Annotated in this window: 20 protein-coding genes; 4 read left to right on the top strand and 16 right to left on the bottom strand. The window is 42.5% G+C overall.

Going from position 1 to position 21,427, the window contains the following annotated elements; all coding sequences use genetic code 11:
* Positions 1-30 precede the first annotated feature (30 nt).
* Both trmB and BUA53_RS08100 read left to right on the top strand, forming a co-directional pair.
* Positions 31-741, top strand: a complete 711-nt coding sequence (gene trmB / locus BUA53_RS08105) for a tRNA (guanosine(46)-N7)-methyltransferase TrmB (protein ID WP_072834859.1) — start codon at positions 31-33, stop codon at positions 739-741.
* On the top strand, positions 722-907 hold the full coding sequence (locus BUA53_RS08100; RefSeq protein ID WP_072834858.1) for a C1orf53 family protein: 186 nt from the start codon (positions 722-724) through the stop codon (positions 905-907). Before trmB ends, BUA53_RS08100 begins: the two co-directional genes overlap by 20 nt.
* Before the next feature lie 42 nt (positions 908-949).
* Here the strand turns inward: BUA53_RS08100 and BUA53_RS08095 are convergent, their stop codons facing one another.
* The gene (locus BUA53_RS08095; protein ID WP_072834857.1) at positions 950-1,381 is read right to left on the bottom strand and encodes a GxxExxY protein; all 432 of its coding nucleotides are present in this window, start codon (positions 1,379-1,381) and stop codon (positions 950-952) included.
* Positions 1,382-1,435: 54 nt separating this feature from the next.
* Between BUA53_RS08095 and BUA53_RS08090 the strand changes: the two genes are divergently transcribed.
* Positions 1,436-1,831: an MGMT family protein gene (locus BUA53_RS08090; RefSeq protein WP_072834856.1), complete on the top strand. Its 396-nt coding sequence runs from the start codon at positions 1,436-1,438 to the stop codon at positions 1,829-1,831.
* A 39-nt stretch (positions 1,832-1,870) separates the two neighbouring features.
* Here the strand turns inward: BUA53_RS08090 and BUA53_RS08085 are convergent, their stop codons facing one another.
* Positions 1,871-4,909, bottom strand: a complete 3,039-nt coding sequence (locus tag BUA53_RS08085) for an AsmA family protein (protein WP_072834855.1) — start codon at positions 4,907-4,909, stop codon at positions 1,871-1,873.
* A gap of 248 nt (positions 4,910-5,157) precedes the next feature.
* On the bottom strand, positions 5,158-5,685 hold the full coding sequence (locus BUA53_RS08080) for an STM3941 family protein (protein ID WP_072834854.1): 528 nt from the start codon (positions 5,683-5,685) through the stop codon (positions 5,158-5,160).
* 203 nt (positions 5,686-5,888) lie between these two features.
* Here BUA53_RS08080 and BUA53_RS08075 point away from each other — a divergent pair, with 203 nt between their 5' ends.
* Positions 5,889-6,293 (top strand): PPC domain-containing DNA-binding protein, encoded by a 405-nt coding sequence (locus tag BUA53_RS08075; RefSeq protein ID WP_072834853.1) that lies wholly within the window; start codon positions 5,889-5,891, stop codon positions 6,291-6,293.
* Here BUA53_RS08075 and BUA53_RS08070 read toward each other — a convergent pair.
* From BUA53_RS08070 to BUA53_RS08010, 13 genes are all read right to left on the bottom strand, one after another.
* Complete coding sequence (locus BUA53_RS08070) at positions 6,287-6,865, bottom strand: DUF420 domain-containing protein (protein WP_072834852.1); 579 nt, start codon at positions 6,863-6,865, stop codon at positions 6,287-6,289. The genes BUA53_RS08075 and BUA53_RS08070 overlap by 7 nt on opposite strands.
* Positions 6,862-7,668, bottom strand: a complete 807-nt coding sequence (locus BUA53_RS08065) for an SCO family protein (protein WP_072834851.1) — start codon at positions 7,666-7,668, stop codon at positions 6,862-6,864. The genes BUA53_RS08070 and BUA53_RS08065 overlap by 4 nt, the downstream gene beginning before the upstream one ends.
* A 137-nt stretch (positions 7,669-7,805) precedes the next feature.
* Positions 7,806-8,255: a cytochrome C oxidase subunit IV family protein gene (locus BUA53_RS08060; RefSeq protein ID WP_072834850.1), complete on the bottom strand. Its 450-nt coding sequence runs from the start codon at positions 8,253-8,255 to the stop codon at positions 7,806-7,808.
* A gap of 14 nt (positions 8,256-8,269) precedes the next feature.
* The gene (locus tag BUA53_RS08055) at positions 8,270-9,142 is read right to left on the bottom strand and encodes a cytochrome c oxidase subunit 3 (protein ID WP_072834849.1); all 873 of its coding nucleotides are present in this window, start codon (positions 9,140-9,142) and stop codon (positions 8,270-8,272) included.
* A gap of 143 nt (positions 9,143-9,285) precedes the next feature.
* On the bottom strand, positions 9,286-9,855 hold the full coding sequence (locus BUA53_RS08050) for a cytochrome c oxidase subunit 3 (protein ID WP_072834848.1): 570 nt from the start codon (positions 9,853-9,855) through the stop codon (positions 9,286-9,288).
* Between the two features lie 76 nt (positions 9,856-9,931).
* On the bottom strand, positions 9,932-10,822 hold the full coding sequence (cyoE, locus tag BUA53_RS08045; protein ID WP_245793059.1) for a heme o synthase: 891 nt from the start codon (positions 10,820-10,822) through the stop codon (positions 9,932-9,934).
* Positions 10,823-10,987: 165 nt separating this feature from the next.
* Entirely contained in the window at positions 10,988-12,802 is a 1,815-nt protein-coding gene (locus tag BUA53_RS08040; RefSeq protein WP_072834846.1) for a cytochrome c oxidase subunit I, read from the bottom strand.
* A gap of 24 nt (positions 12,803-12,826) precedes the next feature.
* Positions 12,827-13,906, bottom strand: a complete 1,080-nt coding sequence (locus BUA53_RS08035) for a cytochrome c oxidase subunit II (RefSeq protein WP_072834845.1) — start codon at positions 13,904-13,906, stop codon at positions 12,827-12,829.
* 57 nt (positions 13,907-13,963) lie between these two features.
* Complete coding sequence (locus BUA53_RS08030; RefSeq protein WP_072834844.1) at positions 13,964-15,217, bottom strand: quinol:cytochrome C oxidoreductase; 1,254 nt, start codon at positions 15,215-15,217, stop codon at positions 13,964-13,966.
* A gap of 25 nt (positions 15,218-15,242) precedes the next feature.
* Positions 15,243-15,929 carry a c-type cytochrome gene (locus tag BUA53_RS08025; protein WP_072834843.1) on the bottom strand — a complete coding sequence of 229 codons (687 nt, stop codon included), beginning with the start codon at positions 15,927-15,929 and terminating at the stop codon, positions 15,243-15,245.
* 17 nt (positions 15,930-15,946) lie between these two features.
* A complete protein-coding gene (locus tag BUA53_RS08020) occupies positions 15,947-16,537 on the bottom strand; it encodes a DUF3341 domain-containing protein (RefSeq protein ID WP_072834842.1) in 591 nt (196 codons plus the stop codon).
* A gap of 70 nt (positions 16,538-16,607) precedes the next feature.
* Positions 16,608-18,050 (bottom strand): NrfD/PsrC family molybdoenzyme membrane anchor subunit, encoded by a 1,443-nt coding sequence (gene nrfD / locus BUA53_RS08015; RefSeq protein ID WP_072834841.1) that lies wholly within the window; start codon positions 18,048-18,050, stop codon positions 16,608-16,610.
* 165 nt (positions 18,051-18,215) lie between these two features.
* Positions 18,216-21,386 (bottom strand): TAT-variant-translocated molybdopterin oxidoreductase, encoded by a 3,171-nt coding sequence (locus tag BUA53_RS08010; protein ID WP_072834840.1) that lies wholly within the window; start codon positions 21,384-21,386, stop codon positions 18,216-18,218.
* Positions 21,387-21,427: the final 41 nt, after the last annotated feature.

Here is a 21,427-nt window from a genome sequence, read left to right as displayed (position 1 = left end):
GTAGCCATCCAGGCATAGAACGTAAAGTATATGGGTCAAAAGAAGCTGGTACGTTTTGCTGAACTGGAAACCTTTTCCAATGTATTACAGTATCCTGTGGCTATGCCCGGGACATGGAGTGGATTTTTTGGCAACAAAAACCCATTGGTGCTGGAACTGGCTTGTGGTAAAGGAGAGTACAGTATTGGCCTGGCACAGATCTATCCTAATAAGAATTTCATAGGCATAGACCAAAAGGGCAACCGTCTTTGGGTAGGTGCTAAAAAGGCAACCCAACTTGGTTTAAAGAACGTCGCCTTCCTCCGCATACAGATAGACAGGATCACTGAATTCTTTGCTACAGAGGAAGTGGATGAAATGTGGATCACTTTCCCAGACCCGCAGTTACGCATTTCCAAGTCAAAGAAACGACTGACACACCCCAAGTTCCTGCGCTTGTATTACCAGTTCCTGGTACCTGGGGGCAAGATCCATTTAAAAACTGACAGCCCTGACCTGTACCAGTTCACTAAAAAAGTGATCGACATGTATGGCTGCACACTACATAAAGACATGGATGATGTGTATGCAGAACCTGGAGTTTCCAAAGATCTGCAGATCAAGACTCATTATGAGATGCTGGATATAGCTGGAAGCAAGAAAGTGCATTACCTGTGTTTCTCTATGCCCGAGTTTTTGCCTTCTAAAGAAATGGATGCGGTATTACAACAATTTTTAAAAGATGAAGCTGGTGTTGACTGAAGGTGTTGATTATTACCTGAATGATAATGGCTTGCTGACATTCACAGCTAAATACCTTTCAGAGCGTGGCTATTGTTGCGGGAATGGATGTAAGCATTGTCCTTATGAGTATGAAGCAGTGCCTGAACCAGGGAGGAGTGAATTGATGAAAAGGCAGGACCGTTGATTAATTTGATTTGAAGGATTTAATTGATTTGATAAAGGTGGATTATTTAGATGTATTTGCTTTGATGGCAGTGTGGGTGGTATTTGGATTATACTTTGGATTGATCAGTCGTCTATATTCAAGGCTTTTGGCTCCAAAGTTTAACAGCATACCAATTTCAAGATTATACGCTTCCAAATAATTGATGGCTTGCGCAAGGTGCGCATCTTCCATTTTGATCACAGCCTTGATTTCAACCGACACAACATCCTCTATCAAAAAATCAACTCTACGTGTGCCAACAATTTTTTCTTTATAAAAGACATTCATGCCAAACTCACGCACAAATGACATTCCCTGTATGTTAAACTCTTCTTCCAAAGCCCTTTGATAGATCACTTCCTGGAAGCCATTGCCCAGATGTTTATGAACTTCCATAGCGCCACCAATGATTTTGGCAGTTATAGCCGAATATTTATATTTAGTGTCAATCATCTTTATTAAAATAGCGTAATCAATGTAATCAATTTAACCATCTAAATCAACGGTATGCCGTCCAAGAATATACCCCTCCGTGAGAAATTAAAAACCGTTACGCCATCGGGTAAAAAAGATGAAAGCTTTTTCGAGCTGGTGTTTGATGTGGTAATGGAAATTCCAAAAGGAAGGGTCACTTCCTATGGTGCTATTGCGGCAGCACTGGGTACCCGTTCCTCATCACGTATGGTAGGCTGGGCCATGAATGGATCGCACAGGGTAAGGCCCAAGGTGCCGGCACACAGGGTAGTGAACCGCCAGGGTTTATTGACAGGTAAGATGCATTTTGAATACCCTGATCAGATGCAGGAGTTGCTGGAAAAAGAAGGTGTTCAAATAGTGGATGATAAAGTGGTGGACTTTGCCAAAAAGTTTTGGGACCCTGTAAAAGAACTGGGGCTGGAATAATTCCAATCCCAGTTCTATAGAAGATGATGCATGTTAACATCAATTACCTTTTCCTGAAGTATCTGTTGCCGCTTTCTTCTTTTTGAATAAGCCATTGAAGGTATTCTTAAGGGTTTCCGTGGCTTTTTGTTTGGTGCCTTCCACGGAAGGTTTATTAGCCGAATCTTTTCCTAATAATTGTTTGGCCACTTCTCCCTTCACATCTTCCAGCACCTGCTTTTTCACCGCAGTAAGAGAATCTTTAATGGTTTGCCTGGCACTATCGGTCTTTTGCTTTACAAATGCTGTTGCCTGCTGTTTCAGTTCTTTGGTGACGTCGCCTGCGGCCTGCTTTAGGTCCGTTTTGATAACAGGGTTGGTAATGCTGCCCTGCATCTTCACATTCAGGTCAATGATATCCGAAAGGGTTACTGGTATGCCTCTGGCCGATGCTTGTGCCGCCAGTTTGTTGACCAATGCATTTCCATTGGCCCCAAGGTATTTTCTTGGCACCTTCATGGCAATGATATAATCCAGGCTTTGATCAAACCCGTGCATACCTCCAACGTCCATGTCAATGTCTTTCACTTTGATGGTAAATGGCTTCACCAATACTTTACCATTTGCAAATTCGAAATGGCTCTTGATATCTTTTACAGGAATTTCTTTCAATGCATCAATATTCAGCATGTTGGCCAGCTTTTCCAGGGGTTGAAATTTGCTCAGTATACCTTGTATCAACAACAAATTGCCATTTCCTGTAAGGCTGGTAAGGTCAGGAAACATATCACCTTTCAAATTGCCGGTCATGCTGAATTGCGAGCTGAGTTTACCCGCCAGGAACCTGCCCACAGGCATCAGCTTCTGAATGGTATTGTAGGCAAAGAAGGCTTTCTGCACATCTACATCTTTGATGTTATAGTCAAGACTTATTTCAGGTTTTTCCTTGTGCTTCCTGGTGCTGTAAGAACCATTAAAGGTGATCGTTCCATCCAGTGCCTGCGTTTGCACATTTAGTAGCTTTACTGTTTCATCCTTAACCTGCAAAGCTCCTTTTACATTGTTATAGGTGACCTTGTCATACTTTACCGCATCCGCTGTAGCATTCACGGTAATATTCATTTTGCCCGGAACCTGGAAGGGGGCAGATAAAGATGTAGCAGTTGAGGTAGAAGTATCTGTGCCCATCCAGTCATTCAAATTGATCCCATCAGCCTGCAGGTTCAGGGTCCCACCCAATTCGCCTTTATGCATAGCATACACGATCATATTATCCAGCATACCATTGGCAGTAAGGTTGGTATTCATAAACCTGCCGGAAAAGTTTTGCAGCGAAGCATGCTGGGGGCTGAACACCAGCACGGCGTTTTGTACCTGCAACCCTGCAGGATATTCCTTGCTGGTATAGTTTACATTAGAGACATTGATGCTGCCGGCAGTGTTGATCTGTTCATAATTTTTTTTATCAATAGCTGCCTTGCTACCGCTAAAACTCAGGTCCATATCCATCAATCCCTTGATGGCAGTTCCGGGTTGGAGGGATACAAACTGGTTAATATGATCCAGCGTTATGTGTCCTTTCGCAGTACCTGAAAAATCAACCGCCGTAACAGGCTTGCTGATCTTTAATGAAAAGTCAATAGGGTCATTGGCTACTTCCAAATGACCCGAGGTTATATTGATGGTAGTAGCATCGGCTATGCCGCCTTTATTATCCAACTCTATTTTGAAATTGCCATTTTGTATCGGATGAACAAAGTCATGGGATGCATAATACAGGTTGCTGATGGTGATGAATCCACCGGCTTCGAAAGTTTTATCTATCTGTTGCAGGTTGCCAACATTGCCCCTGGCAAATGCATCGGCCGACAGTGATCCGGATAATTTAGTACCGGCATCAAGCTTGACAATCTTTGTAAAATCGGCCAGGTTGATCTTTCCTTTTAGAGCACCATCTACATACCGGCTGGTTTCTGGATTTTTTACCAATAGCCTGAAATCAAAGGGCTCAGTGCCCATTTCAAGGTGGGCTTTAGAAATGTCTATTACAGTATGATCGGTAATACCATCAGGATTGGATATATGGGCTGAGACCTGCACATTCTTTACTGGTTGTGGCAGGTCGGGGTATTGGAAAAAGCCATCTTTAATGTCCAGGTTGACATCATATGATGGTATCTGCGTTGGGCTGTACACACCTTTTACAAAACCTTTGAATCCCGCCGTGCCACTTGTCTTTAATTTGGCGAAATCATTCTGGTAGATGGCTGGTATAAGCGAAAGGATGGTCTTGAACTCATTGGAAGGCGCATCAAATTTAATATCCATGGAATAGGTGCTGTCATTATCCAGTTGCATAAATCCATCAGCCACCAGCTTCAGGTCATTGACCATGATGGATGCATTCGAAAAAGAGTAACGACTTTTTTTGTTGTCGATCTCAAAGTCCGCATCAATGCCAGTCTTTGCTTTCACCAGATAGGGAACATTGGCATAGCTAAAGCTGGCCATGCCTGCATTGGTGGAGGTGGTTAGTTTGAAAAGGTCCTGGTCAAGGTTTCCCTTTCCTTCATGATCCAGCCCTGTGATCTCGGCGGTCATATCGCTACTTTCATCCCTATAATACACATAGCCATTTTTAATGGCATATTTTTCCAGCTGCACCCTGAAAGCAGAAGGTTCGGATGCAGATGTCGAAGTATCGGCTTTGGTTATTTCCCAGTTGGCCTTTCCATCCTTATTCACAAGCGCATGGATCCTTGGCTCATTGAAATAAACACCTTTTATCTTTATATCCTTACCCGTAAATAAACTTATGATGTTCATGGATGCATCTATCGAGGGCGCACTTACAAGGGTATCCTTAGCAAATTCTCCGAGACCGGTAACTGCAATATTTTCCAAACTGACAGAGAGTTGGGGGAAATGACGGAAAAGTGAAAGGCTTACATCCTTAAAGTCAACCTTGGCCTCTATATTCTTATTAATTCCGTATTTGACCGCACTTACGATCTTTCCTTTGAAAAGTAACGGCAGTGTGAAGGCTAAAACAAGCAGGGAAAGCAAACCGATGCCTGTATATTTCAAGACCTTTTTCATAAGTATTGGTGGTGTTTTGCGAATGGCAAATTACTACCTATTTACTTGGGAAGCAATATCTGTTTGTTGCTGATAGCTTAAGAACATTACATTTATATGTATTGATTAGATGAACTTGCGTGCATTAATTAGCTAAAATCCCAATCTCAAAGATGTTGGCTTTTTAACTTAATGATATGATTAATGATCCATTAACCAGAGAGCTGATGTAAGAATAAGGAACACATTGATTATGCCTGGATCATCATTTAAGCTAACCTAGTAGAATTAGCAATGTTGGTTGATAGCTTTCTGCATTCAAAATAATTTTGCACCACTTCAATAATTTCATTGTCACTACCAGCTAAAAATTGCATTGGGATAATGAACGGGGTATTGTAAAAAAAATTGTTGTAATAACAAAGAAGCTTGCGAACAAACCTTTTGTCATTTATAAATTCTCTTGTATCTGCAATTACAATTGCAATTCCGACTGAGCCTTTGCCAAAACTTACTTTTCTTATTTCAGTTATATTTTCCCAAGTAGCTTTCTGTTTACTTATGTAGTCATAAATGCCTGTGTCTGTTAATTCCATTGCTACCCGCCCATTAAGCATTGGAAGAAATATTTTATAAAAACAGTATAGCAAAAGGAGTATGATCCATGCGTCTCCAAAAAGAATCCCACGTTTATCTTTAACCTCAATTAAACTTGTAACAATTAGCAACCCAAGTAGTCCAATTATTGTAATGTAAGCAAACCCTTTATTGTATTTTATTTGAACCGTATCTGTCATACACTGCAACCAAGGAGCATTTGAATATTTTTATAATAGCTATAAGGCATATTTAAATTATTAATTTATTTGACAAGATAATATTTAAACTTAAAGTAAAGAATACAGGATTACACGAACACTGTAACGTATTATAGTATTTTCACGGGGTGAATAAACTATTGTTTGTCTTTGTATTTCTATTTACCTCGTGTCAGCACAATATGACCAAAACATTTGCATTAAGGTTAAAACCGGGTGAAGACCTGAGAAAAGGGATCGAATCTTTTGTAAAAGCTAATGACATTAAGGCTGGATGGATCGTTAGTTGTGCCGGCAGCCTTACAGATTACAGTATTCGCTTTGCCAACCAGCAGGGTGCCAGCAAGGGACAGGGCCATTTTGAGATCGTCAGTCTTACCGGAACTGTTTCTGTCAATGGTTCACATATGCACATAAGCATCAGCGATAGCACAGGTAAAACTATAGGAGGTCACTTATTGGACAGCAATAAAGTCTACACTACTGCAGAAATCATCCTGCAGCAATCGGATGAATACATCTTTACCAGGGAAAAAGATGGCACTACGCCATGGGAAGAACTGCAGATCAAAAAGAAAGATCAATAATACTTACTGATCATCAGGTACACAATAGGCCCTGTCACGGCTACATAGAACCACAATGGCCAGGTGATCTTAGCGATCTTACGGTGTCGGTCATTTTCATTGATCAGGGCACGGTAAGCAGTAAATAATATGAAAGGGAGTGAAATACCTGCCAGCAGGATATGTGTACCCAATAAAAAGAAATAGAGATAACGCATACTACCTGCAATGGCTTTTTCAGACGCATCTACAAGGCCGTTCTTGTCAAGATCGCCATACAAAGTAGAACCTGCAAACAGGTGATGAAGGATATACGTGACAAGAAATATAACTGAAAGCCCAATAGCGGTGAGCATGATGTTCTTATGGAGCGTTAGCTTCCTGCTCTTTGCTGCTATCAATCCTGCCACCAGTAAAATGGAAACTGTGGTATTGATCACTGCATTGATCAATGCTAATACATGCGGATCAAATCCAAGGTCCACGTTGATGGTTACCCTTTCTAATACGGTAACTGCCAGGAATACAATTACTGAAAAGCTGTATATCCATATCCTGGCATTGCGGTCATTTTTGACTAATCCGATATTCATAGTCTTTTGTTCTCTTTTTTAAGCAGCTGCATTAAAACTACCAGGCCTATACCTGCTATCATAAAAATGATCGCTATCAATTCCAGTTTCCCTGAAAAGAACGACTTAGCCTTCCTGTCTCTTTCCATGGACAGCAAAACGATGTCTTCCGAAAGCTGTGATAAAGCATTTGTATCAAGACCATGGTAATAGCCCCGGATATTGCGGTTTTTATCAATCAATACAAAAAAGTCTGTATGCAGGAAGTTGGAATCCACAGGCCCTCCATCCTGTGCCAGTAACTTCATATCATTGATGGACATGTCGTAAATCTGTTTCCTGTCGCCGGTAAGTAGCCACCAGTTCTGGGGATCAATCTGGAAACGGTCGGCCCATTTCTTTAGTCTCTCCACGCTGTCACGTTCAGGGTCTATGCTGAAGGAAAGGAATTGAATGAAGTCGGCCTTTGTATTGCCTACCATTTCAGTGTTCTTGATACCATTTTGCAATGATTTCATATTGTTGGTCATGCCAGGACAAATGGTAGGGCAATGCGTAAAAAAGAAGTCTGCCACCACTATTTTCCCTTCCATGTCTGACCAGGAAACCTTTTGCCCTAACTGGTTGGTGAAACTAAAGTCGGGTATCTTATGCCAGATGGTATCGTTGTATTCTTTGCCGTTTTTTGTTCGGGTAACCACGGAATCTGGAATAAAATGCCGGGGCATGGGAGCTGCTGATTCAGTGGCATTTTTCAAATAGATATAACCTATCAAAGGAAGTAACACCGTCAATAAGATCCCGTAGATCGCTTTTTTGTTCATAAAACACCAGGTTTCACAGAAGAAAGGAATGATTACCTGTTATGGCTTGGTACAATAATCTATAGTTCTGTGATAAAAAAAACCACCGTCACAAAATTATGATGACGGTGGTAAGTACATTTCATTATAACAGGACATTAACCGCCAAAACCATGTTGGGTAGTATCTCCCTGCTTTATTGGATGCTGCATAGTCTTCTCCATCTTAAACTTATCATACCGGTTACGGCTTGTTCTGAAAGCATTACCATCCCAAAGGAAGGCAGCAATGAACCATACAAATAACATAAGTGGGACTACTACGGTCATGATCATGTTCCTGATCTCATCGCCCAGGTGCATAAACACACTAACAATATAGTAAGCTTTTGCCAGGGTGAGGATACATACCATGCCTTTGAACATTAGTACTAATAAAGCACTTGGGTGTTCACCTTTATGCATGGTATATATAGTTAACCCTATGGCCAATTCTATCATTGTGATGACAGAAAGCAGGATAGTTGTTTTGCGGATCCGTTTTTTAAATTCGGTATCCTCAATATGATGCTGGTAGGTGATCTCTGATGATATATTTTGATGCTCCATAATAATTCTTCAATTTAGATTAGATAAAAACAAAGGAATACAAATACCCATACCAGGTCTACAAAGTGCCAGTAAAGACCTGCTTTTTCTATCATCAGGTAATGACCTTTATTGGTAAATACATCTTTACTGGTCATAACCAACATTATTATATTAATGATGACACCAGAAAATACATGGAAACCATGAAATCCTGTAATGCCATAGAAGAATCCCCCGAAAGCAACAGGTCCTGTTTCCCTTACATGTAATTCAGCAGTATCAATCATGCCTTTTAACTGGCTGTCTGAAAGGGCTGCCAGTTGCACTTCCGTCATTTCATGATGGTGTGATCCAACGATCTTCACCAGCGCATCATGCGGCGTATTTTGCAGGGCGTTCATTACTGTGGCCGGATTCACCATTTGGCCCCATGGATTTACCCTGGTAGTTTGCCCGATCACATCCAGGTGATTGTCCATCAGGACAACATGTTCACCAGTGATCAGGTGATGCCATTCCCATGCCTGGCAACCAAGGAAGGCTAACCCTCCAACAATTGTCCATGCCAGCCACTTCATAACACCTTTCTTATCATTGTTATGACCTGCATGAACTGCCAGCACCATGGTAACGGAGCTGATGATCAATATAAAGGTCATAACGCTCACAAAGGCAAGAGGCAGGTTGGTATGTCCGGCGCCGGGAAATGCATTGAATACTACGTTAGGGTCTGCCCACACGTTTTGTGAAAAGCGGATGGTGCCATATGAGATAAGAAATGCTCCAAAGGTGAAGGCATCACTCATCAGGAAATACCACATCATCAGTTTACCATACTCTACATTGAATGGGCTTTTACCTCCATTCCACCAATTTGTTTTTGTTGCCGCAGCAGTTGTTGCCATATTCAATTTCAAGTTTTTAATAACCGGTAATAGTTCCCTGAACCATAACCTTCACTTCATTTAATATATCCAATCCAGGAATTCAATTCAACAAACCCCTGTTTTCCAGGCTTTTTAACCGAATTAAGAGCCTGGTTCAAACTCTATTTCCCGATCCAAACAAAGAACACCAATAAATACAACCACAGGAAATCTACAAAATGCCAGTAAGTGCTCATCACTTCTGCCTGTACTGTATTATAGCTTCTTGTTTTGCCAGTATATTGTTTCAATATAATGATGATCAAAGCAATGATGCCACCTACTACATGAAGGGCATGCAAGCCAAATAAAATATATAAGAACTGTCCTGCGCCCGCTCCATCAAAATGAACTCCATGCGCCCATAACCAACTGAATCCTATACCCTGCAAAACAACGAAGGCAATTCCAAGTACAAGCGTCACAATCAGCAAGGAACGGTATTGGGTCATTTCCCTTTGCTTAATAGCACGGTAAGCCACCTGGATGGTAAGACTACTGATCAGAAGAACAGCAGTTGAATACCAGAAGGTATTTGGCAACCTTACATCCTGCCAGTTTGCCTGGCCACTTTTAACTATATAAGCACTGGTCAGCCCTGCAAACATCATTATAATGCTGGCAATTGCAACCCACAAAATGAATTTGTGCGGATGGACCTTATTGTCTTGTTGTGCGCTCACTATATCCATAGTCACTGATCACACAGGTTTGATGAATGATACGAATGTAAGCCCCGGGTAATCGATTTTATTACTTTCATTCGTTTTAATATTTGGCAGCCAATAGTGCCAGTAACACTATCGGCAGGTAAATATAGCTGCTGAACATTACTCTCCTGGCTGCTTTGGCTTCCATTTCATTGTAAAGCCTTACACATTGCCATACCAGGAACAAATCTGAAATCACTACCAATGCCAGGCAAATTATACCTTTTGTCCCCTGGAAGCTAGTTAGTCCAAGGATATAGGGCAATATGCTAACTGGAATCAATAGCAGCGCATAGATAATGGTTTGCAATGCTGTGAACTTTGTTGGTCCCTTTTCTGCAGGCAATAATTTAAAGCCTGCCGTAGTGTAGTCCTTATGCGCTATCCAGGCTATAGCCCAGAAGTGCGGGAACTGCCACAGAAACTGTAGCCCAAACAAGGCCCATCCACCATAATCTTTCCAGCCATGTCCATTTTCAAAGACCGAATCATTACCAGCAGCCCATCCAATCAGGCAAGGTAATGCACCGGGAAATGCCCCAATTAACACTGCTACGGCATTCACTTTTTTTAATGGCGTATATATAAACGCATATAAAAAAAGACTGAAGGCTGCTAATCCGGCACTCAGTGGATTAAAAAAGTAACCCAGGATAAAGCATCCAACCACTCCTGTTACAACTGCAAAAATCCATGCCTCAGAAACAGGCATACGACCAGCAGCGACAGGTCTTTTGGAGGTACGCTTCATCATGGCATCAGTATCTTTTTCCACTGCCTGGTTAATGGCATTGGCGCTACCGGTGACCAAAAAGCCTCCGATAAACAACAAGGTGATCATGAGCCAGTCATTGTCCACCACTTTAGGTGCCATCAGGTAACAGACCACACTGGAGAACACCACCATAATATTTAGTGATGGCTTGGTAAGTTGAAGATAATCTTTCAACTTATTATGTTTCCCGTTGTTTGCTAACTGATCCGAATGACCCATTTCCCTGCAATGTTTACCGTGCCTGCAAACACCTTTATTTCAAAAAACTTATTTCGCTCTACACTTATCCTTCTTTCTATAATCTACACTTTACTATCACTCAAAAACTAAAGATTCACCTTAATGTCCTGTTTCACCAGGCTTTACTGGTTCTGTCTGTGCAATGAAATCTCTGCCATCCTTACCATAATCATATGCCCAACGGTGTACTTCCGGTATTTCACCCACCCAGTTACCATGTCCCGGATTGATTGGTGTGGTCCACTCCAATGTAGTGGCATCCCAGGGATTTGTTGTTCTCACCTTTCTTCCTTTGAATATTGAATAGAAGAAATTGAATACAAACATCAGGTTAACAAAGAATACTATAATGGTAACAATAGAGATCATTTTGTTCAGGCTGTCGAACTTATTAAAGGAAGTCCACAGGCTGAAGTCAAGGTAACGGCGTGGCACACCTGCCAGTCCCATGTAGTGCATTGGCCAGAAGATCAGGTATGCTCCAGTCAATGTAACCCAGAAATGGATATAACCAAGTGTATTGTTAAGGTAACGTCCAAACATTTTAGGGAACCAATGATAGATACCCGCAAACATTCCTAAGAATGCTGCTACACCCATTACCAGGTGGAAGTGGGCAATGATAAAATAAGTATCATGAATATGAATATCGATAGTAGAGTTACCCATCCAGATACCTGTCAATCCACCAGAGATGAATATGCTCACAAACCCAATACAGAATAGCATGGCGGGAGTAAACCTTATGTTTCCACGCCAGATGGTTGTAAGCCAGTTAAACACCTTAATGGCTGAAGGAATAGCGATCAGCAATGTCAATAGAACGAACACACCTCCAAGGAATGGATTCATACCGCTCACAAACATATGGTGCGCCCATACCAACAATGCCAGGATACAGATGGCGAACAGAGAACCCACCATTGCCATGTAACCGAAGATTGGCTTGCGGGAGTTGATACTCATGATCTCTGATACCATACCCATGGTTGGCAGGATAACGATATAAACTTCGGGGTGACCCAGGAACCAGAACAAGTGCTGGTACAATATCGGGCTACCACCTTCATTGGGAAGGATCTGTCCCGCTACATATATATCGCTCAGGTAAAAGCTTGTACCCAGGTTACGGTCGAATAACAATAATATGGCTGCAGAAAGTAATACCGGGAAGGAAAGGATTCCCAATACGGCAGTAAAGAAAAGGGCCCATATTGTTAATGGCAGCCTTGTCATGCTCATTCCTTTTGTTCGCATATTAAGGATGGTGGAAACATAGTTCAAACCACCCATTAACTGGGAAACAATGAACATAGCCATACTCACCAGCCAGAAATCCACGCCTCTTTTAGAACCAGAAGATGCTTCATGCAAGGCACTTAATGGAGGATAGGTTGTCCATCCACCACTATGCGCACCTGTAGACAGGAATAATGAAGATACCATGATGATACTGGCTAAAAAGAAGAACCAGTAAGATAGCATGTTCAGGAAAGGAGATGCCATATCACGGGCACCGATCTGCAGGGGAATTAACAGGTTGGCAAATGTTCCGCTCAGTCCTGCAGTCAGTACAAAGAACACCATGATAGTTCCGTGCATGGTAACCGCTGCATAATAAAATTCCGGGTCGATCTTTCCGCCCTTGGCCCATTTGCCCAGGAAAGTTTCCAGGAATGGGAAAGTTTGGTCAGGATATCCTATCTGCAAACGGAATATAATGGAAAACATGGCACCTACAATAGCCCATGCCATACCAGTGATCAAAAACTGTTTGGCAATGGTCTTATGGTCCTGGCTAAAGATATATTTAGAAACAAAGCTCTGTTTGTGATGGTGATGTCCATCTCCATCATGATGTACCCCATGCTCCACTGCTCCTTCATGCACATGTATTGTTGAATCGTTGCTCATATCAATATTTTTTAACCGTTTGGTTTAATTACGTGTTTTAATAGCATTCGATGAACCCGTGGTTGAATCTTTAGCTGCGCCTCCTGCTGGCTTAGCGGGAGTGCCACCTGCCGGGGACTCTGGTGCAGGTGCGCTGTTGGCGGTTACATACTGTGGTGTTTGTTTAGCCAGCCATATTTTAAATTCTGCCGGGGATTCCACAATTACTACACCTCTCATACTATAGTGGCCTTTACCACAAAGCTGGTCGCAGGAGATCTCATAGTTGAAATCTTCACCATACTTTTCTTTCATCTGGCGTGTAGTGAACTTAGGGGTGAACCACATGGTTGTTGGCATACCCGGAACAGCGTCCATCTTCATTCGGAAGTGAGGAAGACCCACGTCATGAATTACATCTTTAGCATTGATGATCAGCTTTACTGGTTTACCCACAACTATATGCATTTCCTGGCTACCAACTACATCATCATGATTATCAGGATCACTCCATATCTGTCCTAATGGATTTTGTTTGGTCTCACTGATCTCCTTAAAATATTTTCTTCCCAGCTTACCATCTTTACCAGGGTAACGGAACTCCCATTTAAACTGGCTTCCGGTTACTTCAACCAGCTGAGCATCCTTTGGAGCCTCGCCTGTTATCTGGAACCAGTAGTACAAACCAAATCCTACCAATACTGTCAGGGTGATAGCCGGGATTACCGTCCAGATCACTTCCAGTTTGTTATTATGAGGGAAATAATACGCTTTCTGTCCTTCTTTTTCCTGGTACTTGTAGGCAAACCAGAATAAAAGGATCTGTGTGATTAAAAATACAAAGAAGGTAATACCCAGTGTGATCCAGATCATGGTATCTATTTTATCGCCATGATCAGATGCAGACTCAGGAAGGATCTTTCCTTTTAATTGCTCATTGCAATAAAACACTCCAAAAAGCCCGACCACAAGAAAAACAAGCAGGAGGAATGCATTGATCCTGTTTGATTCTTTGCGGGTTTTATCTTCTCCTCTAAGTATAGCTACATATTCACTTGCCTTGGCTATTTGAAAGACAATGATAAATCCCAAAATAAACGCTACAAGTATCCAGATAGTTGACATATTCTATTGAGTTATTTTATTCAGGCCAGTGCTCCAAAACCCCTGGCCCTGGAATTTCTACGTATGATGTATAATGCTTTCTTTTAAGAATGGATTGTTTTTAGCGATCAGTGGCCATTTAGCCAGTGATCTTACAGTAACAAACATGATCAAACCTACAAAACCTAATGCAATTCCGAAATCAGCTAACATAAAAGGAACATGCGTCAGCTTGGTATTTGGGTCGGTCAACGGACCAGGCATCACCATTTGGAAGAAGTCCAGCCAGTGGCCAAATAAGATCAGCACGCACAACATGGTCATGGTACCATAATTTCTCTTGGCGCTACGCGTCATGAGCAGCAATATTGGTGCTAAAAAGTTAATGATCAGCATCAGGAAGAATATGCCCCTGTATGGTCCTTGCAATCGTGATTTGAAATAAATAGTTTCCTCGGGAATGTTGGCATACCAGATCAGCATGAACTGGTCAAACCACAAATAAGTCCAGAAAATGGAAAAGGCAAAGAGCATAATACCAAGGGAATGTAAATGTTCCCTGTTGGTGAGCTCCAGGTAATTGTTATTCTTTAAGAAAACCACAAACAAGGTTATAAGGGCAATTCCCGCAACGAATGTACTGGCAAATGTATACCAGCTATACATGGTTGAATACCAGTGTGCATCTATGCTCATCAGCCAGAACCATGGGGTACAGGACATTACGGTTAAGCCAAATAATACTACATATACACCAGACCATACTGTATTATCCCACATATACTTTCTTCCTTCTTCAACAGTAAGCTTTGTGTCATCAATAGCACGCGACATGCTGCGGATCTTATAACCAAGCCATGACCATCCTATTAAAGTGATCAATGTCCAAACGGTGAAGAAAGTTTTATTTAAAAAGCCAGACTTACCTAAAAGAATGGGGTCATGTTGTACATGTTCGGCATCTGTCCAGTGGTAGATCACATGGTCGCCGCCAAAAACTATTGCCATCAATATCACAAAAGTAATAATACCGATAACAGGTACACAGGCAGAAATAGCCTCTGTGACCCTACGAAAGGAAACCTGCCATCCGCCCCACATCAACGTGGTAGCGCAAATAAAAAACATAGCCGCATTAGTGACCAGTAAAAAGTAAACACTATTTTGTAAAAGAGCAGCCCAGAACCTGGCTCTTACCACCTCGTTCTCAGCACCACTTTTGGAGCCATGTGTAATAAACAAAATGATGATCGATAACAAACCAATGGCCATTAAAACCATTGAAAGCATGTTATATTTTTTGGGTATTACGTATTGTTCTCTAATTGTCATTACAATCTTTTTATCTATGCTCTAATTATTTTGCTTTGGTTGTGTCTTTCTGAGCTGTTGCCCCTGAAGGTTTAGCTGCTGTTGCCGAAGCAGAATCAGTTGCTGCGGGTGCGGAACCTCCCTGTTTCGAACGGATATATTTAATAATAGCCCAACGTTGTTCAGGGTGTATTTGAGAAGCATAGCTTCCCATGGTACGAATACCATTGGTAATCACCCAGAAAATATGTCCATCGCTTAATTTCTTTGTATAATCATCCATCAGGTTTCTTGGTGCTGCCGGGAAGGGACCATTACCACCATTCCATAAAGGACCATTACCATCCAGCTTTTCACCATGGCAGATAGCACAGTTCACCAGGTAAACTCTTTGCGCTTCTTTCATATTAGCTGGTGAAAAGGTTGTGGAATCCAAAGGACTTTTGATGGCATTGGAAGCTGCTAAACCTGCAGAATCATTAGTCAGGTGGTTAGACATTTCTTCGCCGCGTGCTACAGTACCCGGAACAGGCATTGCATTATAAAATATACCCCTGGCTTTTAAACTATCTCTTTCTCCTCCCACATTATTATATCCATAGGATTCATAGGCCCGGCTGTAATACATATCAGGCATATAGGAATGGCCCGGATCATCTCCATGAGCTCCACCGCAGCCAATAAAACCAAAGCTTATGGCCAGAAATCCTGCAGCAATTGCAAATTTTTTCATCTACGTATAAGGTTTAATTAACTGACAGCTTCAGTTGGTTTACCAAATAATTGTGTTTCCTTGTCATAACGGCCTAACCACCAACCTGTTTCTTTATATTGAGTAGTCACATCAATAGCCCCTATATTGGAAAGGAACTGGCTGACTTCAGTTTCATTGGTTTTGTCTGTACACTCAATGGCCATCACAAAAAGGTCATCTGTTGCACGAAGATGGAAGTGGTCCTTTTTTACAAAGGGTGCCAACTGGCACAGGTAGCAAAAAGTAAGTACCATACCTACTGCTGAAAATAGAACGGTCAACTCAAACATAATAGGTATCCATGCAGGCAAAGAGAAAAAAGGCTTACCGCCGATGTTCATGGGCCAGTCTGTTGTAAATACCCAGGTGATGAAGCTGAAAGCCGTGGTTGTTCCGGCAATACCGTAAATAAATCCTGCTGTGTGAAGGCTGGTATCTCTGAGACCCATGGCAGCATCCAGGCCGTGTATTGGCATTGGAGTATATACATCATGTATCCTGTACCCTGCTTTTCTTACGTTCTTGACGGCAGGAAACAACACCTGCTCATCATCGAAGCATCCAACAACAAATTTTTTTATAGCCATTTTAATTGTTTCTGGTTTTTTAATCCTCGTTCATTCTTGTGGGCAATTTGTAATTGCACACAAATCTTATTTAGTGTGCTGTATCGTGCACAAATTGGTCTACCGACTCTTCCTCCACTACGGTCATTTGTTCCTTATAATTATCCCCGCTCTTCTTTAGGATATGCTTGATCTCTGCCGCTGCAATTACCGGGAAGAACTTGGCAAACAGGAAATAGCATGTAAAGAATAATCCAAAAGTTCCGATATAAAAGCCCACCTCCCAGATAGTTGGTGAGTAATAAGTACTCCAGGAAGATGGCAGGTAATCACGGTAAAGTGAAGTAACGATGATCACGAAACGCTCGAACCACATACCAATGTTCACAAGGATTGACATAAAAAATGTAACGTATAGGTTTCTTCTCATCTTTCTGAACCAGAAGATCTGGGGAGAAAGTACGTTACATCCCATCATAATGTAGTAGCTCCATCCATATGGACTGGAAAGGTTCACCCTGTTTTGTTCAAATGCAAACCACTCATATTTCACCCCGGAATACCAGGCCATGAATAACTCTGTCAGGTAGGCAATACCAACAATAGACCCCGTTAACACTATTACCTTATTCATTACCTCGATGTGCTCAATGGTAATATATTGTTGAAGGTTCAATACTTTTCTTGTTACCAGCAACAGGGTTTGCACCATTGCAAAACCAGAGAAGATGGCTCCTGCAACGAAGTAAGGAGGGAAAATGGTAGTATGCCAGCCTGGAATAACTGAAGTGGCAAAGTCAAAGGATACAATGGTATGTACCGAAAGTACCAGTGGTGTTGCCAAACCGGCTAAAACTAATGAAAGGGCTTCATGGCGCTGCCAGTGCTTGGTAGAACCAGTCCATCCAAAAGCGGTGATACCATAGAACATCTTTCTCCATTTTTCTTTGGCCCTGTCACGAAGAGTGGCCAGGTCAGGCAGTAAACCCGCATACCAGAAAAGAAGAGAAACGGTAAAATATGTTGAGATCGCGAATACGTCCCATAACAAGGGTGAGTTGAAATTCACCCATAAAGGACCACGTGTATTTGGATAAGGAAGCGTAAAGAAGGCATTCCACACACGACCCATGTGAAAGATAGGAAACTGGCCGGCGCACATTACCGCAAAGATGGTCATAGCCTCAGCAGCGCGGTTTACACCTGTTCTCCATCCCTGGCGGAAGAGCAACAGGATCGCGGAGATCAATGTACCGGCGTGACCAATACCAACCCACCATACGAAGTTGGTGATATCCCATCCCCAACCCACGGTCTTATTTAGATTCCATTGGCCGGTACCAAACCACACCTCGCGGGTAACGGAAACAACTCCAAACAAAAGCATTAATACAGAGATGATAAATCCAATCCACCAAAGCGTTGAAGGACGGGCTTCCACAGGGCGGCAAATGTCTTCTGTTACCTGGTGGTAATCTTTGTCACCCACTACCAACGGTGGTCTTACCTGCGATTCATATTTAAGTAATGCCATAATTTATTAGCTACAAGCCATGGCAAATGTCCAGGGCTCTTATTTAATTTTTATGCTTTTCCTGGTGGAGTTTATACCTCACCAGGTTTTCTACTTTTTCTTACCGGCCGTTTCTGTTAAACAACCTTTCAACTGTTTTTATCTCAAGCGTTTCCGCCCTTTATTCTAGTGTCCAGCTTCGGTGGAAGCAGGTGCCTGCTCTGAAGGAACTGGTTCATGCGTTTGTTGTTGCGCATGCTCAGCGCCTTCTTTCTCACCTTGTATCACTTCCTGCGTGTTACGGATCTTGGCCAGGTAACTTACGTTAGGCAAGGTATGGATCTGTTCCAGCACGTAGAATAAACGACGCGGATTCTGCTCACGGATCTTAGAAACAGTACTTGTTTTATCGTTTACATTACTAAAAGTGATAGCATTGGTAGGACAAGCTTGCGCACATGCTGTGATCACATCGTCACCACCCAGCGGCCTGTTCTCCATTTTTGCCTGTAATTTTCCAGCCTGTGTACGCTGCACACAGAAGGAACATTTCTCCATTACACCACGGCTACGGGTAACAACGTCGGGATTTAATACCATACGTGTCAGCTCGTCATTCATCTGGTGAACAACAGGATCTAGTTCTCCTACACCACTGGAAGGGCCTAACACACCGTGCGTACTTGCACCAGTATAATCACCCCAGTTAAAGCGTCGAACTTTATAAGGACAGTTGTTGGCACAATACCTTGTACCTATACAACGGTTATAAGCCATTTGGTTTACACCTTCAGAGTTGTGCATGGTAGCAGCAACAGGGCAAACGTTCTCACAAGGAGCATTATCACAATGCTGGCAAAGCATAGGCTGGAATACAACTGCCTTCAGGTTATCCGGGTTATTTTCATCGCTTACAAAGTAGCGGTCAATCCGTAACCAGTGCATATCATGATAGCGCAGTACTTCACTTTTACCAACAACAGGAACGTTGTTTTCCAGGTGACAGGCCACTACGCAGGCATGGCAACCGATACATAGGTTCATATCGATAGACATACCCCATTTTGGACCAGGCTGCACATGATCACCATACAGTGTTCCTTCCTTGCGGTAATCACCTGTAGCAGGTGCAAAATCTTTATGCAATTCTTCACGCCATTCTTTATAGGCGTCAGGATGCAGCATGAAGGAAGCCATTGAAGTTTCCTTTACTACTTCTGTCCTGCCGTCATAGGAATTGTGCACCTGTACCCTTGCCACCTTGTAAGTGTCTCCGGCCAGGGCCACATTGACATCATTGGCATATTCAATAGAAGATCCATTCCAGCGGGCCAATGGGTAAACATTCTTTCCCACTCCCTGTGTTGCCTTGGAATAATTCTCGCTACGGCCATATCCTACTGCTACTGCAATGGTATCTGGCTGCATACCAGGAATGACCAGGGCAGGCAGTGAAACTTTTTTATTACCAACAGTAATATCTATTATTGGCTTATCAGGATAATATTCAAAATCAACATCTTTATAATTAATACCTAGTTCTTCTGCTTTCTTGGTAGAGATCATGGCGTAGTTGTCCCAGCTTGACCTGGTAACAGGATCAGGAACTTCCAGCAACCATGGGTTACCACCCTGGCGACCTGTTCCCATTGCCACATTCTGGTATAAAATCACTTCAGTTTTACCCCCTTTGCGACCACCTGTGATAGCAGTGATAGCTGCAGGAAGACCACCTGTATTAGCAGTAGAAGTAGTTGTGGCAGGTGAAGCAACTGACATAGCCAGAACGCCATCCTGCAGCACCTTATCAAATCCTGCCTGTCCACCTACTTTACCCATCCAGAAATTCCTGAAATAGGTTTCATAGTCAGTATTGTTACCACTCCATTTCAATAAAGAGGTCTGGAAAGGACGTGTTTTGAAAAGAGGATTAATGGTAGGCTGAATAAAGCAGATATAACCTGTTCTTGGCTCTGCATCACCCCAGCTTTCCAGGTAATGGTGTGTTGGCACCGAATATTGACAAAGCTCAGTGGTCTCATCCAGCTTCTCATTAAAGGAAATGGAAAGCCTGACCTTACTTAAACCGGTTTTGAATTTATCGGCATCAAAATAATCATAGACAGGATTGGCACCATAGATAAATAAAGCACCTACCTGTCCGGCATTCATCTGGTTGACAAGGTTTACCATGTCAGCATCTATACCCTGCCTGTTATTTAAGCTAACAGCAGGATCAATAGTAGCACCTATAGCACTGTTAATGGCTGTTACTACTGCCTGTACATTTGGATCATTGCTTCCGCAAACCACCAGGGCAGCACCATTATGTGCTTTTAGATCATTAGCCACTTTCTGGATGCCTGCACGCAGGTTGGCATCTGCAAAATTTACTGCAGGCGCCTGGCCACCTACTGCTCCCAGTAAGGCAAGAGCCACCTGGCCTAATTCTGAAGGTCTATGTGTAAATCGTTCATCTGCACAGGAACCAGTCATGCTCAAATAGCTTTCAAACTGGTAATGTTTGCTCATGGAAACATTTTTCTCATCGATCTTGCGACCCACAGCATATTGGCGGGCAAATTCAACCGGTGATAACCAGGTACCTAAAAAGTCAGCACCCAGGCTCACAATAACTTTAGCACGATCAAACTGGTAGGCTGGTATCTTACCACCATTGGCCTGGATAAGGCCACTATAGGAAATTGCATCATATTGCACATGGCGACTTCCCGGGTATTTTGCAAGGAATTCAGAGATTACCTGTTTTGTTGTAGGAGAAACTACAGTGCTGGTCAGCAGTACCACTGGTGCACCACCCAATCCGGCTAATGCATTATTGATCTGGGTGTCCAGCTGGTCAAATGTTGGGATCTCCTGGAATTTATTGCCCGACTTGCGCTTTGGATGCGGAAGGCGGTACATATCATATAGGTCAAGAACAGAAGCCTGCGCTCGTGCCGAAGTACCTCCTTTAGTAAAAGGATACAATTCATTTCCTTCAATCTTGATCGGACGTCCGTCTCTCACCTTAACAACCACTGGCACCACGTCACCATCCTGCACATAAGTGGAAGCAAAATACCTTGCTATTCCCGGTGTAACGTTTTCAGGGCGGTTCACATATGGCATTGCTTTCCTTACAGGCGTCTCACAGCTTGCAGCTAAAGTTGCAGCGGCAGTACTAAAGCCCAAATACTTTAAAAAATCCCTGCGTGGTGTCTTGGAATCAAATAATCCTTTATCATCAAGATCTTCAAAAGGCAGGTCTTCAGCAAATTCATTCTGCGCCAGTTTTTGAACTTCTTCTTTATTATTCAGCTCAGCGAAACTTTGCCAATATTTCTTATCGCTCATATTAGAATTTGAAAATTTGACCCTTCGACATGCTCAGGGCA

Source organism: Flavisolibacter ginsengisoli DSM 18119, assembly GCF_900129295.1.
Taxonomy (GTDB): domain Bacteria; phylum Bacteroidota; class Bacteroidia; order Chitinophagales; family Chitinophagaceae; genus Flavisolibacter; species Flavisolibacter ginsengisoli.
Note: the sequence above shows the minus strand (reverse complement) of the source record. Positions and strands in the feature narration are given on the sequence as shown.

What these genes read in the sequence shown, in the direction of transcription:
- BUA53_RS08085 (WP_072834855.1), bottom strand. Translation starts at nt 4,909, where the DNA reads ATGAAAAAGGTCTTGAAATATACAGGCATCGGTTTGCTTTCCCTGCTT.
- nrfD (WP_072834841.1), bottom strand. Translation starts at nt 18,050, where the DNA reads ATGGCATTACTTAAATATGAATCGCAGGTAAGACCACCGTTGGTAGTG.
- BUA53_RS08025 (WP_072834843.1), bottom strand. Translation starts at nt 15,929, where the DNA reads ATGAAAAAATTTGCAATTGCTGCAGGATTTCTGGCCATAAGCTTTGGT.
- BUA53_RS08060 (WP_072834850.1), bottom strand. Translation starts at nt 8,255, where the DNA reads ATGGAGCATCAAAATATATCATCAGAGATCACCTACCAGCATCATATT.
- BUA53_RS08040 (WP_072834846.1), bottom strand. Translation starts at nt 12,802, where the DNA reads ATGAGCAACGATTCAACAATACATGTGCATGAAGGAGCAGTGGAGCAT.
- BUA53_RS08030 (WP_072834844.1), bottom strand. Translation starts at nt 15,217, where the DNA reads ATGACAATTAGAGAACAATACGTAATACCCAAAAAATATAACATGCTT.
- BUA53_RS08070 (WP_072834852.1), bottom strand. Translation starts at nt 6,865, where the DNA reads ATGAATATCGGATTAGTCAAAAATGACCGCAATGCCAGGATATGGATA.
- BUA53_RS08095 (WP_072834857.1), bottom strand. Translation starts at nt 1,381, where the DNA reads ATGATTGACACTAAATATAAATATTCGGCTATAACTGCCAAAATCATT.
- BUA53_RS08090 (WP_072834856.1), top strand. Translation starts at nt 1,436, where the DNA reads ATGCCGTCCAAGAATATACCCCTCCGTGAGAAATTAAAAACCGTTACG.
- BUA53_RS08020 (WP_072834842.1), bottom strand. Translation starts at nt 16,537, where the DNA reads ATGGCTATAAAAAAATTTGTTGTTGGATGCTTCGATGATGAGCAGGTG.
- BUA53_RS08065 (WP_072834851.1), bottom strand. Translation starts at nt 7,668, where the DNA reads ATGAACAAAAAAGCGATCTACGGGATCTTATTGACGGTGTTACTTCCT.
- BUA53_RS08075 (WP_072834853.1), top strand. Translation starts at nt 5,889, where the DNA reads ATGACCAAAACATTTGCATTAAGGTTAAAACCGGGTGAAGACCTGAGA.
- BUA53_RS08080 (WP_072834854.1), bottom strand. Translation starts at nt 5,685, where the DNA reads ATGACAGATACGGTTCAAATAAAATACAATAAAGGGTTTGCTTACATT.
- BUA53_RS08100 (WP_072834858.1), top strand. Translation starts at nt 722, where the DNA reads ATGAAGCTGGTGTTGACTGAAGGTGTTGATTATTACCTGAATGATAAT.
- BUA53_RS08055 (WP_072834849.1), bottom strand. Translation starts at nt 9,142, where the DNA reads ATGGCAACAACTGCTGCGGCAACAAAAACAAATTGGTGGAATGGAGGT.
- BUA53_RS08050 (WP_072834848.1), bottom strand. Translation starts at nt 9,855, where the DNA reads ATGGATATAGTGAGCGCACAACAAGACAATAAGGTCCATCCGCACAAA.
- BUA53_RS08010 (WP_072834840.1), bottom strand. Translation starts at nt 21,386, where the DNA reads ATGAGCGATAAGAAATATTGGCAAAGTTTCGCTGAGCTGAATAATAAA.
- trmB (WP_072834859.1), top strand. Translation starts at nt 31, where the DNA reads ATGGGTCAAAAGAAGCTGGTACGTTTTGCTGAACTGGAAACCTTTTCC.
- BUA53_RS08035 (WP_072834845.1), bottom strand. Translation starts at nt 13,906, where the DNA reads ATGTCAACTATCTGGATACTTGTAGCGTTTATTTTGGGATTTATCATT.